Consider the following 16611-nt stretch of genomic DNA (forward strand, 5'->3'; position numbering starts at 1 on the left):
AGACCCAACGATCGATACGGTTACCGTGCTCCAACAGAGTCGTGGCCCGGATTCCGAGTGCCAAGATGCGCCAGCCCGCGACCTCGTTCGAGCGAGGCCAAGGAATACTGATGCTCAACCCCTTGCACCTGCAGACGCTCATCGAGGTCGTGCTCACCGGCTCGTTCGCGCGCGCCGCGCGCCGCACCGGATACACCGCGTCGGCGGTATCCCAGCAAATCGCCGCGCTGGAACGAGCGGTGGGAACGCCGCTGTTCGAGCGCGAGGCACACGGCATCCGGCCGACCGGGATGGCGTTCACGATCGCCGATCGAGCCCGCGACGCGATCGCCGTACTGGACAGCCTGGAGCGCGACATCCGCGATGTGGTGCAAGGCCGCAGCGGCAGGCTGGCGTTGGGCACGTTCCCCACCGCCGGTGAACGCCTGGTCCCGCACGCCGTGGCCGAGCTGACCCGACTGCACCCCACCGCCGAGATCCTGCTGGACGAGGCCGAGCCGGACGACCTGGTACCGCAGGTACAGAAGGGCGACCTGGACCTGGCCCTGGTCTTCGCCTACGACCTGGTGCCGCGCGTGTGGCCGGAAGAACTCACGGTCTTCCCGCTCGTCGAGGAGACACTGGCACTCCTGGTGCCGGAGGGCCACCCCGCGCTGCGCGAGGACGGCGTCGACATCGCCGATCTGGCCGACGAGCGGTGGGTGGCCAGCCGGCCCGGAACGGCGGGCTCCACGAGCCTGTCCAGGGTGTGCGCCGCGCACCGCTTCGCGCCCAAGGTGGCCTTCCGCAGCAACGACTACGACGTCGTGCAGGGCCTGGTCGCCGCGGGGGCGGGTGTGGCCATCGTCCCCGGCCTGGCCTACCAGGCCCGGGAGGGGGTGGTGGGCGTACCGCTGGCGCACACCCCCTCGTATCGTCGGGTGTCCGCGCTGTACCGCACCGCCAACCACAATCCGCTGATGAAGGCGGCGTTGGAGGCGTTCGTGTTGGCCGGGCAGCGGCTCCAGGGCCGGTTCGTCCGGGCCGACGAGTCGCTCGGGCCGCTGGGAGCCCCGGCCGCCGCCGAGCACGTGGAGCGGGGGACGAAGCCGAGCTGATCGGGTTCCCGAAATCCGCGGCGAAGCCCGGGAGTCGCCGCTTTCCGCCCCGTGGATATCGAGCGATGGCTCGCCCACAGCGAGCCATCGAGTCTCTCGCGACACGGGGCGGAAAACGGCCGGCCATTCCCGCGCCGGCGACGAACCGCGGCCAGGAGAGCGGATGAACCCGCGGACACGGAAAAGGCCGGATTCGCGGTGCCTACATCGGCGGGTCGCCGAATCGACATCCCGAGAGGGCGAATTCGGCGACGCGTGCGGCGGGTCAGGCGGTCGCGGACCGTTCGAGGTCGGCCATTCGTCGGGCAACCGCCTTGGCGGCGGGGGAATCCACGGCGGAAATGGTGGTGTACGCGTCCCGGACGAGCCGGCCCAACGCGAGCGCGGATTTCGGATCCTTCACCCGGAGCCAACAATAGTGCGCGTTCTCCGCCATGCGCGGGGGCCAATCCCCGTCCGCGCCCAGGCGCAGACCGATCGAGACGGCTCCGGCGTACAACTCCACCGCGGGCTCGACCCGACCCGACAACAGGGCCACGTAGGCATGGACTTCGCGGCCGGCCAGGGTCTGTGCGGGATCGCCGGTCGCGGCGCTGGTCGCGTCCAGGGCGGCGGCCAGCTCCAACGCGCGTGCCGTGTCCCGCTCGTCGATCGAACGTCGAATCAGGCCGAGGGTGTGTGCCTGCTCGCGCGAGGGCGCAGGTGCGGCGGCCCCTCCGGGCGCCGTCGAGGAGACCCGCGCCGGGCCCTTCGCGTCGCCGGAAACCGCCTCGGCCGGTCGGCTCTCGCCCGGCGCGGCAGCGGGTGCGGCAGTCGAGGGAGGTCGCCACGCGGGGCTCGGATCAGGCGTTTCGTCGAAACCGGGAGTCGGCGAGCCGAGCTCCGAGGCAGCCGGCGCGGAGGCGGATTCGGCGCGGGGAGACCCGGGACGTGCGAGATCCGCCGACGGGGTGGACGGCGTCGGGTCCACGGCCGGACGAGGGTCCGACGGCGGTGTGTCGCGGGATTCGCGGAACTCGGGAGCGGGGCTCGGCGCGACCCGGGGATCGGGTGCCGACACGGGCGGCGGTCCGCTCGGCTCGGCCTTCTTGCGGCGGCCGAACAGGCCGCGGCGGGCCTGTGGGGCGGCCGAGGCCGGGCCCGCTTCGGTCGCCGAGCCGTCCGTGGACACCACGAGCGGGAACGTCGTACCGTCCGGTTCGATGGCATCGACCCGCACCGGGCGGCCGAGCAGCCGCGCCGTCTCGGCCGCGACGGCAAGGGCCGCCGCCCGGGGATCGCCATTCAATTCGACCGGTATCACATTGCCGTCGACGCGAACGGAGTCGTCCCACGCGATCTCGATGGTGACAACCGGCCAAGCGGGTATGGCGTTACCGGTCACGAGAGCTCCTCGATTTCGGGAATCGATGTACGACCGCACCGATTGTGACGTGCTGTGATAACCCCTTCACGGAGACTTCCATGCGGGCGTCGTCACCCGAAGCGGGTGGCCGGTGCTGCGGTCCGGCCCTATTCGCCCGGCCGCGTGAAACCGAGCTCCGATGTCGAAGTCGCGGATGGGAAGCATACATTCACCGGCGTGCTGCCGCGCGGAACACCGACCCGGGGCGCCCGTCTATCGAAGGTGGCGCGCATCACGAGTACGATGCCGACGACCGTCCCGGGTGGCTCATTCGATGGGTATACCGGGTCATTCCTTTGGCTGTGCCCGGATTTCGCCGGCCCGTACCGCGGACCGCCCGGAACCCTCCCGAGCCCGGGCGCGTCCTCGGTGGGACCGGGGACCGCGTGGCCGTCCGCCGATGGTCTTAGGGTGGGTTCCCACGATGCGCGCGGACTCGCTTGGCACAGTCGTGATCGCGCACGGTGGGAGGTCTCGGTCGAGACCGGACGACGCGTTCGAGACGCTCGTCGAGGATCCAGGGGGAGCCGTACATGATCGACCCTGCTTCGGTGCCGGCCGTACCGGTGATCGTGATCGAGATGACCGTCCACGGGGAGACGGCGGTGGACGGGGTGCTCGTGCCCTTGGCGCCCGACGAGGACGCGCGGGCCGAGGCGATTCGGTGGGTCTCCGTCAAGGCCCTGGCCCTGGGGCGGCCGGTGCGGGCCGTCGCGGTCGAGGCGGACGGTACCCGCTGGCCGTTGATCGTCGGCGTCGACGGCGCCGTGGTCGCGACGGACGCGCATCCCGAGCCCGCCCGGTCGTCGGCACCGGCCGCGCGAACGGCGCCGGTCGGGGAGACGCACACCGCTCCGGTCGAGTTCGAGACGGTCGAGGCGCGGCCGGCGCCTGCCGCGGCTTCGGCGCCCCCCGCGGCTTCGGCGCCTGCCGCTCCGAGCCCCGCCACGCCCGAGCCGGCCGTCGCCGAAGCCTCCGTCCCCGTGGCCTCCGCCGCCGCCCCCGAGTCCTCGGCTTCCCTCGCGCGGCAGCGGCACGAGTTGCTGGTGCGGATCCGCGCGGCGGCCGACGCCGGGAACCTGGACGAGGCCCGCGAACTGTCGGAGCGACTCGTCGCGGACGGCGGGACCCCGCCGAGGGGGGCACGCGAAGTGCGCGCGTATGTCGCCGCCCTCGCCGGGGAACCCGAGCTGGCGGCGCGCATCTACGCCGAATTGGCCCTCGAGTCGGGCGTGGACGTCGCGTCGGACCCGGCGGCACAACGCTATGCGGCCAACGCGTACACCAGTTGGCGACGGGTGACCCGGCTCCGGGCAAGCCTGGAAGTCGGTCCCCTCGTGGTCGAGGCTCAAATGCGGGTGCGCGGCGCCGACGATCCGACGACGGGCGTCGCGACGCGCTGGCTCGAGGAACTCCGTTCGTTGGGTTGAGCGGTTTGGCAGGTCCTGTCTCGTTCGGCCCCGACGGGCGACGGCCTCGTCACCGGTCCCGCGGCCGACGACTCATCGAGACTCATCGAGGGGAGACGATCCAGTGGAAGAGCGTCGGGAAGGTGCCGACGAAGGCGCCACGACACAACGCGACCGAGTCGTTCCCGAGGTGGGCGCGGGCGACGGGGCGAGCAGACCGGAGGCCGCGTTGCTCCCGCCGGACGAGGAGTGGTGGCCGGTCGCGACGCCGCGCTCCGCCGTTGATCCGGGTGGGCAGGAGGCGTTCGTTGATCCGCGTGGGCAGGAGGCGTTGCTTCCGCCGGACGAGGAGTGGTGGCTCGACGAGCCGCCGCGTCCCGCCGCCGCTCGGAACGGGCAGGAGTCGCTGCTCGCGCCGGACGGGGAGTGGTGGCCCGCGACGGTCGGCGTACCTTCCGTCTCCGCCGGCACCGCGGCCGAGCAGCAGGACCCGGCCGATACCGACGCCGGGCAGATCTGGACGCCGCCGCGGCAGTTGTCCGCCCCCGCGTGGTGGCCGGCCGAGGGCGACGAGCGGGAGAACGTGCCGGCGGCGGAAGTCCCGGTCTCGGCCGCGCCGCTGTCGGTGCAGGCGGCGCCGGCTGCACCGGCGCCGGAGCCGGAGCCCACGCCCACGTTCCAGCCCGCGCCCGAACCCAAGCCCAAGCCGGCGCCGGCACCCGAGCCGGAGTCGGACTTCGAGCCCGCCGAACTGCCGCCGTACGTCTCGCCGTACGCCGGATTCGAGGAACTGGACCAGGACCCGCCGCGCCAGGCCGCGGCAATGCCCTCGGTGCCCTCGGGCGGTTCCGGCGCCGACGAGCCGCTGCCGTACGTCTCGCCGTACGCCGGCTACGAGGAACTGGACCAGGACCCGCCGCGCCAGGCCGCCGCGACACCCTCGGTGTCCTCGGCGTCCACGGCAGGTCCCGACCCCGACGAGCCGCCGCCCTATGTCTCGCCGTACGCCGGTTACGAGGACGAGCCGGACGAAGGAAATTCGCACACCTTTGCGAATGCGAATGCGGAACCGGAAGCGCTACCAACCGGTGCGCCGGGCGCGAGCCCCACCGGCTACTTCCCCCGCCCCCACGACTGGGAGTTGGCGGAGGAGAAGGCGGACCGCAAGCGGATCAAGCCGATTTTCCTGGTCGCCGCGGGCGCGGCCGGCCTGTTGGTGATCACCATCGGTGTGGTCCTGGTGTCGGGCGGCGACGACAAGCCCACGGCGGCACCGGAACCCTCGCTGCCGAGCACGCTCGCGCCCGGACCGGCCGATCGGCAGGTGCCGGTCCAGCCGGGCAAGCCCTCCGGGTCCGCGACCGCGTGGTCGACACAGACGGCGCGGCCGGTCGAGCAGGCCCAACTCGCCGCCCGGGTACCGCGTTCGGTCGCGGTGAGCGGGTTCGAGAAGGCGCTCAAGGTCACCTGGGAGGCGCCGGTGAACGTCCAGAACGTGAGCGGGTATGTGGCCATCGCGCAGACGCCCGCGGGCAGTCTGGTCGAGCGGGTTCTGGTCGGCGCCAACGAGCGGGCGGCGATCTTCCCGTCGGCGCCCCGCAGTTCCTGCTTCGTGGTGAGCACGCTGATCGGAGAGCCCACCGGCGTGCTCGTCGCGCGCGGCGAACCGGTGTGTCCCGACGCGTACCCGCCCTCGTCCGCGCCGCCGAATTGACCGATTCGCCGGTCCGGGTCCGATCGCGCGCCGCCGTCCCCGGCGGTCATCCGATTGGCGCGATCGGTCCCACGCAATGTGGATAGTGGGGTTCCCACCGGGTGGCTAATGTCGGCGTGCGCCTTGCATCAATCGGCATCATCACGTCTTACGGAGCACCATCTCGTGGCAGACCCCACAATCGGCCGGTTCCCGCCGATCGCACGGCGACGTGGAGGTCTGCCCGGCGCGGAGCAAGCGCGCGCTGGTGACCTCCGTCCACCCATTTTTTTCGCGCGCGCGCGGAAATACGGCACTACGGTCGATGTTTCGGGACTTCACCGAAGCATCTGGCTCGGATCGGCGGGGCGGGGCGGTGCCGACTGCCGAACGCCTGGAGATACAGATGGTGCTGTTCGATCTGCTGCTGCCGATGGACGATCCGAAGCCGAAGCCGCCACCGGCGCCCACGTACATCGTGCCGCCGGACACGGTGAAGAATCTGCCCCCCGCTCCCGGGGGGAACGCGCCTTTCGCCGGGCCGCTGAACGACATCATCGGCATCGCCTTCTACCTGACGCTGACCGCGTGCGTGGTGGGGTTCCTGTTGTCCGCAGCGAAGTTGGCCATGACATATCGCAACGGGGATGCCGAGGGAACCATCTTCGGGGCGGGCTGGGTGATGGTCGCCTGCGCCCTGGCGGGAAGTTCGGTGTCGATCGCGAAGGCGGTCGTCTTCTGATGCCGTACTCCCGGAATCCGGCCACGGTTCGTATCGTCACGCTTCGACGACCGTTGTAACGCGGGATGTGATCGCGTGTCGCGTCGACCCGAAGAACCGAAGGACAACCCCTGGCTACCGCGTGCCGCGGTGGTGGTCGAGGCCGAACCCGTGGTGGAGGCTCCCACCTACGTCAGCCTCGGGCCTCAATCGCCCCAACGCGGTTTGGTACAACCGGGAGCCGGAGGGCTGGGCACCTGGACTCCCCCCGGCTCCGCTCGCCCGCCCTGGTGGTGGGTGAGTTGCCATGGTGGAGCGGGGGAGAGCACCCTCGCGCTGGCGATACCGCAGGGCGCCGAATCGGGAGGCCGGGGATGGCCGATCTCCTCGACGTCGGAACGGCACGGGGTGGTCCTGGTTGCCAGGACCCATGCGGGTGGTCTGCACGCGGCCCAGAACGCCGGGCGGCAATGGGCTGCCGGGGCACTGGAAGGCGTCGACCTCCTGGGACTGGTGGCCGTCGCGGACGCCCCCGGCCCGCTGCCGAAGAGCCTTCAGCAATGGCTGAAGCTCGTGGCGGGAGGAGTGCCTCGAGTGTGGCGAATCTCCTGGAACGAGGCGTGGCGACTGGGTGAGTGGCCCGACGCCCGGAACTCCGCCAAGGACGTTCGGAAGTTGGCTTCCGAACTGGCCGGCCTCACCAACAACCGATAGAGCGGGGAGTAGTAATGGCTTTGATCGCAGCGGCCCTTGTACGGGTCGAGGGCTTCACCACGGACATCAAGGACCCCAAGCCGAAGGCGCCGGGCAAGCTGGGCACCGGCATCAACGAGTTGCTCGGCTACGGTGCGTGGGTGGTCACGGTGGTCTGTGTCATCGCAGTCCTGGCCTGCGCCGGACGCATGGCGATGTCGCACAAGAGCGGTGGCAGCGGCGAGCACATCATGAGCCTCGGCTGGATCATGGTCGCCGCCATCCTGGTCGGCAGCTGCGCGACACTCGCACAGCTGCTGCTGAACTAGGCCGAACGCCCCGGGGGAACGACTGTGGCCTTTCTACGGCGCAACAAATCCGCCGACAACGACCGTTCACAGAATGACGGGAACCCCTTCACCCAGCGGGGGTTCATCGTCGCCGCGGCGGGCTTCGGCATCATGTGTGTGGCCGCGATCTCGGTGATCGTCTTCGAGCCGGACGGGTTGCCCTCGTCACCGCAGGCACGCGCGAGCTCCGGCACGCCGTACCCCCCGGGGTCCTCGCCGGCGGTCGCGCCCGGGGCGGGTGGTGCGAACGGTTCGACCGATTCGGGTCAGCAGTGCCCGGCGCTGTCCGACGACAACCAGAGCATTCCCACGGTGCAACCGGCGGGCGTGATCTGGGTGCCGTATCACGGAGTGGGCTTGCCGGTCTCCCGGACCGCCGGGCCGGCGCGTGCCGACTCGGGCACCGTCCGGTGCTACGCGCGGACACCGGCCGGGGCACTGATCGCCGCGGCTCAAATCAGTGAACGGTACGAGACGGCGGAGTCCCCGATCCTGGTGGCGGGCACGATGTTGGCGCAGGGGCCCGGTAGGGAGCGCTTCCTGGCCCGCAGTCGCTCGGCCACGCCGACACGGGCTGCGGGTCAGAGCCAAGCCGTGCCGGACAAGGCCCAGTTCGTCGGCTTTCGGGTGGAGAACTACTCTCCGCAGGCAGCGACCGTCACCTTGGTACGGATGCGCGAGCAGGCGGGCACGTTCGATGCCACCACATGGACGGTGGTCTGGGACGAAGGCTGGCGTCTGCAACTTGCCCCCGACGGCACACGGCCGCCGGCTAGATCGGTGACATCGCTGGCCGGGTTCGTGGCGTGGACCCCCTGACGGTCCGCGAACCGGCGGGCACTTCTGACCGCGATCGTGTATGTGGAGCGGTCGCGGCACCGAGGAGAAGAACGTGACAGCACCCGAGATTCGTACCTACGGCAATTGGCGCAAGCCGACCTCGCCGGGCATCCTCGGCCTGGGGATGGCCGGAACAATGATCCTGCTGGGCGGCATGGTCACGATCATCGTCAGCATGATGATCTCGTTGGTCTTCGCGATCGTCCTCACGGTGTTGCTCGCGGTCGTCCTGGCTCCCTTGCTGTACCGAGATCGACAAGGACGTACGGGGTTGCAGTGGTTGGTCGCCCGAGGCGCGTGGTCGCGGGGCAAAGCGAAGGGTCAACACCTCTACCGATCCGGCCCCCTGGGCCGCATGCCGTTGGGCACTTGCAAGCTGCCCGGACTGGCCGCCGGGTCGAAGCTCTATGAAGCCCAGGACGCCTATCAGCGCCCGTTCGCGCTGCTGACGGTGCCCTCGACCAACGACCACACCGTCGTGATCGAGTGCGACGCCGACGGCGGATCGCTGGTGGACACCGAGCAGGTGGACACCTGGGTCGCCTACTGGGGCCAGTGGCTGGCCGCGTTGGGCAACGAGCCCGGCATCGTGGCCGCCTCGGTTACGGTGGAGACCGCGGTCGACACCGGGGAACGGCTGCGCCGTGAGGTCTTCGACCACCTGCGGCCGGACGCGCCCAACCTGTCCAAGCATGTGCTCAACGAGGTCGTGGAGTACTACCCGGTGGGTTCGGCACGGGTGTCCACACGGGTCGCGCTCACCTTCTCCGGTGCCCCCCGCCCCGGTGTGCCCAAGCGCACTCCGGAGGAGATGGCCACCGAGTTGGGCACCCGGCTGCCCGGTCTGTGCGCGGGTCTGCAGATGACCGGAGCCGGGCAGGCGCGCCCGATGAGCGGCACCGAACTCGCCGAAGCGGTACGGGTCGCATACGACCCCAGCGTGGCCGCACTCATCGACCAGGCCCGCTCCGAGGGCGGCGCGGGCATCACCTGGGACGACGCGGGGCCCAGCGCCACCCAGGAGGCATGGGACCACTACCGGCACGACGGCGCGCTGTCGGTGACCTGGGCGATGTCCGACGCACCGCGTGGCGAGGTCTTCTCCAATGTCCTGGCGCGACTGTTGGGGCCGCACCCCGACATCGACCGCAAGCGGGTTACGCTGCTGTACCGCCCACACGACTCCTCGACCGCCGCGAGCATCGTCGAACGGGACGTGAAGGACGCGCTGTTCAAGGCCAAGCAGGCCAAGGTCGGCAACGCCCGCGACTCGATCGCGGTGCGCGCCGCACAGCAGAGTGCGCAGGAAGAGGCCACCGGAGCGGGACTGGTCAAGTTCGGCATGCTCGTCACCGCGACCGTCGAGGACAGCGACGGTCTGGACCTGGCCGCGTCGGCGATGGACAACCTGTCCGCCTCCGCCCGGATCGCGATCCGTCGCGTGTACGGATCCCAGGCATCGGCCTTCGCCGCCGCGTTGCCGATCGGCCTGGTTTTGCCGAAGCACCTCAAGGTGCCGCAGAGCGTCCGGGATGCGATGTGACCGGTCACCGGACATCGACCGTGTACTCGCCGGGCGTTCGCGCACGCGGCTAGAAGGGCAGGACGAAATGTCGGTGCAAAACCCCACAGGGGTCATGCCCCCGGACGATGCCGAGCAGACGGACGTCGGACGGAAGCGGGGAAGGCGGTCGAAGCCGACTCCTCTTCCCCATGGGCCACAAGGTACGAGCGCCAAGGCGAAGGCCGAGCAGAAGAAGACCCAGACCCCGCGGCCGAGGACGGCCGGCTGGCGAGGCTGGGCCGGCTACGGCGCGGGCTCGGTGGGATATGTCGAGGCGCCACCCGAGTGGCGTGGCACCACCGTCCAGGTCTGTGGGCTGTGGCCGTTCGCGGCCGGGTCCGGCACGCCCGCGGTCGGTGTACCGCTGGGGCGCTCGCTGACCGGCGGCGGCACGCTGTGCTGCGACCCGATCAGTTGGTTCCAGCGGGCCAAACTCATCCTCAACCCGAGTGAGTTCGTGCTCGGCAAGCCGGGTCTGGGCAAGTCGACCATCGTGCGCCGCCAGGCACTGGGGCTGGCGGGGTACGGGGTCAACCCGGTGGTGTTCGGCGACCTCAAGCCCGACTACGCCGACCTGATCCGCGCACTCGGCGGACAGGTCATCGAACTCGGCCGCGGGCGCGGCTATCTCAACGTCCTGGACCCGGGCGAGTCGAAGGCCGCCGCCGCGCGTCTGCCGGAGGCCGCGCGCCGCTCGCTGTTGGCCGACGCGCACGGCCGGCGGCTCAACGCCGTCGCCTCCCTGATCACGGTGCTTCGCGGCGCTCCCCCCGCGGACCGTGAGGAAACGATCCTCAACGCGGCGTTGAAGCTGCTCGACGAACGCTTCGTCGGGGTACCGGTGCTCGCCGACCTGCTGAAGGTCATTCAGGAGGCGCCCGACGAACTGCGGGCTGTGGCCCTGGACCGGGGCGACGTGGCTCGCTACCGGGAGATCACCGAAACCCTGGAGTCGTCGCTGATCGGTCTGTTGGGCGACGGCCGGCTGGGCGAGATGTTCTCTCGGCCGACCTCGGAGCCGATGCGCCGGGACAGCCCGGTCTGCTTCGACGTCAGCGCCATCGACGACGGCGAAAGCTCGCTCCAGGCCGCGGCGTTGCTGGCGTGCTGGAGCTACGGCTTCGGTGCGATCTCGGTCGCCCAGGCATTGGCGGACGCGGGGCTGGAGCCCAGGCGCAACTACTTCGTCATCCTCGACGAACTGTGGCGTGTACTCCGCGCCGGCCGGGGCCTGGTCGACCGTGTGGACGCCCTGACCCGACTCAACCGCCAGCGCGGTGTGGGCATGGCGATGATCACCCACACGATGTCCGACCTGCTCGCGCTGCCGGCCGAGGAGGACCGGATGAAGGCCAAGGGTTTCGTGGAACGCGCGGGAATGGTGATCACCGGTGGTCTGCCCGCGGCGGAGATGCCGCAGTTGAACTCGGTCGTCCCGATGACGATGGCCGAACAGCGGATGATCGAGGACTGGTCGACGCCGCCTTCATGGGACTCCACGCGGGGCGAAGAGGCACCACCCCCCGGCCTCGGAAACTTCATGATCAAAGTGGGCGGTCGCCCCGGAATCCCGGTCCACGTCGACCTCACCCCGGCCGAACTCGATGTGAACAACACGAACAGGCGGTGGTGAGATGTGTGATTTCGCACTGGTCAATCCATACGGCGTCGATATCAACGAGAAAAAGGCACACAACCCGTTCACGGGCGCTTTCCACGTCTGGCCGGAGTCGCAGGACTACGAAATCGGCAAGTTCGGGTGTGAAAAATTCCATCCCGACGACGCTTACAACTGGATCACCACCTGTGAGCTGAAGGACGACGAGTGGAAGTGGGCGGTCGATCAATGGTCGCAAGACCAGCGGAAGAATCCGTACAACTTTCTCGGTGAGCCGATCAACTGGATCCGCTACGAGATGAGCCAGTTGGCATCGGACGCGCTCAGTTGGTGGCTGAAGGTCGATGCCCCGTTCACGGGCGGCTCCGACCGTGGTGCGAGCGGCATCACCAACATGCTGCGCAGCCACACGATCTTCATCACGACGGTCGTCGCGGTGTTGTCGTTGCTGTGGGTAGCCGGGAAGATGGCGCTCTCGCGCAACCCGATGGCGGTGTCGGGCATGGTCAAGGCCATGTTCACGCTGATCGTGGTCACCACCTCGAGCATCGCGTTCTTCGGCCTACTGCTCACCGCCGGCCATTCGTTCACCCAATGGTTCATGATCAGAGGGTTGTCCGGAAAGGGCGATACGGCGGTCAACCAGGCCGAGGTCTGCAACGCCGTCCAGAAGTACCTCGAAGTCACCCCCATGGGCAGCAAGCAGAACCCGATCAACTTCTTCCTGTTCCTGGTGTCCGCAGTCCTGCTCATCATCTGCGGGGTGATGCTGTACCTATACATGCTGGCCAGACTCGTAGGCTTGACGCTACTTCTGGGCATCATGCCCGTATTCGCGGCCGGATCGGGAACGGAAACCGGTAAATCGGCGCTGAAGAAATGCTTCAGTTTCGCCATCGGGTTCGCGCTGCTGGAACCGACGGCGGCCTTCGTCATAGTTCCCGTGTTCCGAATGTGGGCCAGTCCGGCGGACGGCAGCGCCGCCGAGGGGTTGGCCAGCGTCATCATTCTCGCCGCGGGCACGCTGTCGCTACCGGCGACGATGCGTATGGTCAATCCCCTGGTCGGCCTCGTGGCGGAGGACGGCAAGGGCGCCCACGGCATGGTGATGGGATCACTGGCGCTGGGCGCCAAGGGGGTGGGCGCGCTGGCCATGGCCGGCGCTACGGGCGGGACGGGACTTGCCGCGGCCATGGCCAAGGGTTCAGGCGGCGGCGGCGGACGGCGTCGACCGCCTGGCCCACCGCAGGACCCGCAGCAACGACGACAGCAACAACAGCAGCAGCAACGGCAACAACAGCAGCAGTCCAACGATCCGGCTCCGGCTCCGGCACCTGTGTCGCTGGTCAAGGCACCGCGTCCGGCCCCGCCGGCACCGCCCGTGCCGCAACCACCGCCCGTGCCCGCCTCCGCGCCGGTCAACGCCGCCGCCAAGTTCGTGGCCTCCAACGTGGTGCAAAGTGCGACCGGCCTACCGCCTGGCACCGGCAAGCTCGCGGCCATGTCCATCCCGGTCCTGGGAGCGGTCGCCGAGCACCAGTTGAACCAGACCGGTGGAGGCGTTGAGGGCAGCGCCTTCATGAAGTCGCCCAAGTACGTGGAACCTCGACTGCCGCAACCGCAGCCGCAGCCACGTCAGGTCCCCGTCCCGGCGGGCGGCCCCGCAGGAGGAGCGACGGCGCCGGCGCGTTGGTGAGCAGTTCTCGGCCCGGGGCCGTGCGCCCCGGGCCGTGCGTACGAAAGACAAGGGGGTAACGCATGAGCGCCACTCAGAAGCGCAGAGGGCCCAACGTCGAACTCGAGGCGTTGGTATTCCTGTTCGGCATCGTCGCACTGGTGGCGCTGCATGTGATGACCTGGCTCTCCGCCTCGTTGGCGGCCGAAGGGCCGACGGAACAGCCCGGACCCAACCCACTCGTGCTGTGGGTGCGCCTGGCCATCGGCGACTACCAATGGCCGGGCGCGATAGCGACGGTTTACCTGTGCCTGCAACTGGTCGTCGTACTCGTCCTGGTCGGCCTCGGGTGGAAGGTCTGGACGAAGGCTCGGGGCAAGCGCGAGCGGATCGACATGGCCATCCGCTACCTGGCCTCGCCCAAGGAACTGGCACCGTCCATGACCCACCAAGTCACCCGTACGGCCAGCAAGTTCGGCCTCGCGAAGGGGACCACGCCCGGCGTCTTCATCGGTCGCACTGTGCGTGGTGACAACGAACTGTGGGGTTCCTGGGAGGACATGCACGTCGACATCTGGGGTCCGCGTACCGGTAAGACGGCGACCAGGGCGATCCCGAACATCGTCAGCGCCCCGGGCGCGGTCGTGGTCACCTCCAACAAGCGCGACGTGGTGGACGCCACCCGGGCCATTCGTGAGGCCAAGGGCACGGTCTACATCTTCGACCCGCAGAACCAAGCGGGCGGCAAACCGGTGTTCTGGTGGAATCCGCTGACCTACGTCGGCGACAGCATCGTCAAGGCGGTCAAGCTCGCCGCCCGCTTCGTCTCGGTCAACCGCCAGGACCACGCGCGCAGCGACGCCTACTTCGAACCCGCCGCCCAGGACCTGTTCGCCAACCTGCTGCTGGCGGCCTCGATCGACAAGCGTCCGATCACTCAGGTCTACGTGTGGCTGACCCGCCCGACCGACGACACTCCCGTACGCATCCTGCGCGACGGCGGCCATCACATGCCCGCCGAGGCCGTGGAGTCGGTGATCGGTCAACCCGACCGGCAGCGGGCCGGTGTGTACGGCACGGCGATCCAGATGGCCTCGTTCCTGGTGGCCGAGAACATCAACGAATGGGTAACGCCGGGAAGCGACCCCAGCCGACCCGAGTTCGACTACATGGCGTTCGTGCGCTCGCCTTCGGACACCCTGTACCTGCTGTCCGAGGAGACCAACAAGATCGCCGCTCCGCTGGTGATGGCCCTGACCACGATCCTGGCCGAGGAAGCGGAGAACTACTCGCGTGACTCGCCCAACGGACGGCTGCCCATTCCGGCGCTCTTCGTCCTGGACGAGGCCGCGAACGTCTGTCCCTGGAAGGCGCTTCCCGACAAGTACACCCACTTCGGTTCGCGTGGCGTCATCGTGATGGTGATCCTCCAGTCCTGGGCCCAGGGGGTCTCGGTGTGGGGCGACAACGGCATGCAGAAGTTGTGGGGTTCGGCGAACATCCGGGTCTACGGAGGCGGCGTCTCCGACGTGTCGTTCCTGGAGAATCTGGCCAAGTCCGCGGGCATGTTCGAACCTCGTACCACGTCCACCAGCCACAAGTTCGGTGACCATCGCGGGATCAGCCGGGCCAGCCGAGCGGAGGCGGTGCTGGACGCGTCGGACCTGATGTCGATGCCGCGCGGCCGGGCGTTCGTGCAGATCAGTGGTTCGCGCCCGACCCTGGTGCGCACCGTGCCGTGGTGGGAGACGGAGTACGCCGACCGGATCCAGGAATCGATCAACACCTACGACCCGTCCCAGGTGATGAACGCCGCCCAGATCAACATGGCCAAGGCGGTGAAATGAGCGGCGAACTCCCGGACGACGACGTCTGGGGACAGGGCGACGCGCCGGAGCGATTCCGGTCGATGGCCGAAGCCGCCCGGCAGGCACAGGAGGCATCACCCGATCCGGAGGAGTTCGACGAAGAGCTGGAGCCCGAGCCGGAGTTCGTCTTCGAATCGGTCGATCGCTTCGTCGTCGACTACATGGTCAAGGTGATCGAGCGCCGGTTGAACCGCTCGTCGATCATGTGGTGCCCCGCGTGGTGGAAACACCCCGAGGCGATCATTCGCTTCACCGCGATCTGGCGTGCGTTCGAATACCTGCGCCACGACGCGGCGTTGGGCATGTCGACGTGGTGGCTGCAACACGCGGATCCGCATCTGCGGATGCTGATGGATCCCGAACTGGGCCCCTTCGTCGCCTGCGACCCGCGCGAAGGTCACTCGGATCGTCCCCTCGCGGAGCTGCCCATCGAACCCTCGCCGCCGGAGATGTGGGACGACCCGGCGTTCCGGGTGACCCCGCGCGATCCCGACGCTTCATGGGATGATGGCGACATCGCCTTCGAGATCGACGACGATTTCGAAACACCGGGTCAACCGGAACGGCCCAAGGAACAGTACGACCTCCAGAAGGCCAAGCTGAACCGCCCGGGCTGGCCGTGATGTTCGCCGGAGCCATCAGCCGGCAGGGAAGGGATGAGCGATGAGCCAAGCCGTCGAGTTCGGCCCGAACGGTGGTCCTCATTTCATCGAGGATGCGGCCAACTTGGCCCAACCGGTTATCTCGTTCGTCAGTAAGGGGCTCGACAAGGCCCTCAAGTATATGAAGGCCAAGCGGAAGTCCCACTATAAGGTCCTCGGCCCCGCCGCGAAGGCAGGCCTGGCCAAGGGCGTGGCCAATGTCGCAGCCAGATGGCAGTCGGCGAAGTTCTACGCCCAGAACTCCGGAATGCGTGCGGGAGCACGGGCCTATCGCAAGTACGAGAATCAGGCTGTCAAGGCGGCTGACAATCGGGCCAAGGTGCGGTTCTTCGCGGACCGCAGCCGGGCGCAGGCCATGCGATTGAACGAGATCAACGCGGGGAGGGGTCGCCGGATCGCGCCCGGGATCGAGCGACGTGCCGCGGAGCGGCGCAGGATGAGCGCGCAACGCGGTGCCGCCAAGATGGGCAGGCGAGCGGTCGCCGCGCAGCGCAGGGCGTTGGGCTTCGCCGCACAGGCCCAGCCGGCCCGGGACCGGGCTCAAGTGCTGCATCGCAGCGGCCAGGTTCCCCAGCGTGCCCGCGAAATGTTCAACCTTTGATCGACAGGTAACGAGATCCGAGACATCCATCCAGGCCGGGAGGCGACGTGAGTGAGCAGGCCGGTCCCTCGCGACCCGAGCCGTCGGCAATCGGGAATCTGTGGACCGCCGTCGGCCAGGCGCCACCGGCGGCGCCTGGCCGGTCGGTTCCCGCGTGGGCCCTGGGCTACGGGCCGCTGGAGATGACGGCCGCGCCTCAGCCGGCGCCGGGTCCGCTCGCTGTGGTCGGGCGCGGGTTCAATCGACCCGTTCAGCCGCTGGAGCCGCCGGGCACCTACCGCGAGAAGTTGATCCAGGACGGCTTCGCGGTGCCGAGTCGGGCGGTCGAGGGCGGCCGCGACGCGAACGCCACTCGCGCCGCGGCCGTGGCGATCGGCATGACGCCCGCCGGCACGTGACCGGCGGGCGGGCCGCC

Annotated in this window: 15 protein-coding genes; 14 read left to right on the plus strand and 1 reads right to left on the minus strand. The window is 69.2% G+C overall.

From position 1 onward, the window contains the following. The first annotated feature begins 110 nt into the window (after positions 1 to 110). Entirely contained in the window at positions 111 to 1097 is a 987-nt protein-coding gene (locus ACIRL2_RS32435; RefSeq protein WP_402236782.1) for a LysR family transcriptional regulator, read from the plus strand. 265 nt (positions 1098 to 1362) lie between these two features. Here the strand turns inward: ACIRL2_RS32435 and ACIRL2_RS32440 are convergent, their stop codons facing one another. Beyond that, positions 1363 to 2481 (minus strand): hypothetical protein, encoded by a 1119-nt coding sequence (locus ACIRL2_RS32440; RefSeq protein ID WP_395867317.1) that lies wholly within the window; start codon positions 2479 to 2481, stop codon positions 1363 to 1365. Positions 2482 to 3035: 554 nt separating this feature from the next. On the opposite strand from ACIRL2_RS32440, the gene ACIRL2_RS32445 reads away from it, so the two are divergent. The 13 genes from ACIRL2_RS32445 to ACIRL2_RS32505 all read left to right on the plus strand — a co-directional run bounded on the left by ACIRL2_RS32445 (position 3036) and on the right by ACIRL2_RS32505 (position 16594). Further along, the gene (locus ACIRL2_RS32445) at positions 3036 to 3932 is read left to right on the plus strand and encodes a hypothetical protein (protein ID WP_395867319.1); all 897 of its coding nucleotides are present in this window, start codon (positions 3036 to 3038) and stop codon (positions 3930 to 3932) included. Between the two features lie 103 nt (positions 3933 to 4035). Beyond that, positions 4036 to 5625 (plus strand): hypothetical protein, encoded by a 1590-nt coding sequence (locus ACIRL2_RS32450; RefSeq protein WP_402236785.1) that lies wholly within the window; start codon positions 4036 to 4038, stop codon positions 5623 to 5625. A gap of 211 nt (positions 5626 to 5836) precedes the next feature. Continuing rightward, positions 5837 to 6346, plus strand: coding sequence for a hypothetical protein (locus ACIRL2_RS32455; protein ID WP_402236788.1), 510 nt, complete (start codon positions 5837 to 5839; stop codon positions 6344 to 6346). A gap of 75 nt (positions 6347 to 6421) precedes the next feature. Continuing rightward, entirely contained in the window at positions 6422 to 7039 is a 618-nt protein-coding gene (locus ACIRL2_RS32460; RefSeq protein WP_402236790.1) for a DUF6668 family protein, read from the plus strand. A 14-nt stretch (positions 7040 to 7053) separates the two neighbouring features. Next, entirely contained in the window at positions 7054 to 7347 is a 294-nt protein-coding gene (locus ACIRL2_RS32465; protein ID WP_402236792.1) for a hypothetical protein, read from the plus strand. Positions 7348 to 7371: 24 nt separating this feature from the next. After that, the gene (locus ACIRL2_RS32470) at positions 7372 to 8187 is read left to right on the plus strand and encodes a hypothetical protein (RefSeq protein ID WP_402236795.1); all 816 of its coding nucleotides are present in this window, start codon (positions 7372 to 7374) and stop codon (positions 8185 to 8187) included. Between the two features lie 73 nt (positions 8188 to 8260). Further along, positions 8261 to 9751 carry an SCO6880 family protein gene (locus ACIRL2_RS32475; protein WP_402236797.1) on the plus strand — a complete coding sequence of 497 codons (1491 nt, stop codon included), beginning with the start codon at positions 8261 to 8263 and terminating at the stop codon, positions 9749 to 9751. Positions 9752 to 10031: 280 nt separating this feature from the next. Next, positions 10032 to 11405 carry an ATP/GTP-binding protein gene (locus ACIRL2_RS32480; protein WP_402236799.1) on the plus strand — a complete coding sequence of 458 codons (1374 nt, stop codon included), beginning with the start codon at positions 10032 to 10034 and terminating at the stop codon, positions 11403 to 11405. A 1-nt stretch (position 11406) separates the two neighbouring features. After that, entirely contained in the window at positions 11407 to 13086 is a 1680-nt protein-coding gene (locus ACIRL2_RS32485) for a hypothetical protein (RefSeq protein ID WP_402236802.1), read from the plus strand. 62 nt (positions 13087 to 13148) lie between these two features. Next, the gene (locus tag ACIRL2_RS32490) at positions 13149 to 14912 is read left to right on the plus strand and encodes a type IV secretory system conjugative DNA transfer family protein (protein WP_402236804.1); all 1764 of its coding nucleotides are present in this window, start codon (positions 13149 to 13151) and stop codon (positions 14910 to 14912) included. Continuing rightward, complete coding sequence (locus ACIRL2_RS32495; protein ID WP_402236807.1) at positions 14909 to 15556, plus strand: DUF4913 domain-containing protein; 648 nt, start codon at positions 14909 to 14911, stop codon at positions 15554 to 15556. The genes ACIRL2_RS32490 and ACIRL2_RS32495 overlap by 4 nt, the downstream gene beginning before the upstream one ends. A gap of 40 nt (positions 15557 to 15596) precedes the next feature. After that, positions 15597 to 16196, plus strand: a complete 600-nt coding sequence (locus ACIRL2_RS32500) for a hypothetical protein (RefSeq protein WP_402236809.1) — start codon at positions 15597 to 15599, stop codon at positions 16194 to 16196. 47 nt (positions 16197 to 16243) lie between these two features. Continuing rightward, positions 16244 to 16594, plus strand: coding sequence for a hypothetical protein (locus ACIRL2_RS32505; protein ID WP_402236811.1), 351 nt, complete (start codon positions 16244 to 16246; stop codon positions 16592 to 16594). Positions 16595 to 16611: the final 17 nt, after the last annotated feature.

The sequence above is a fragment of the Embleya sp. NPDC127516 genome, from assembly GCF_044765325.1.
Lineage (GTDB): Bacteria > Actinomycetota > Actinomycetes > Streptomycetales > Streptomycetaceae > Embleya.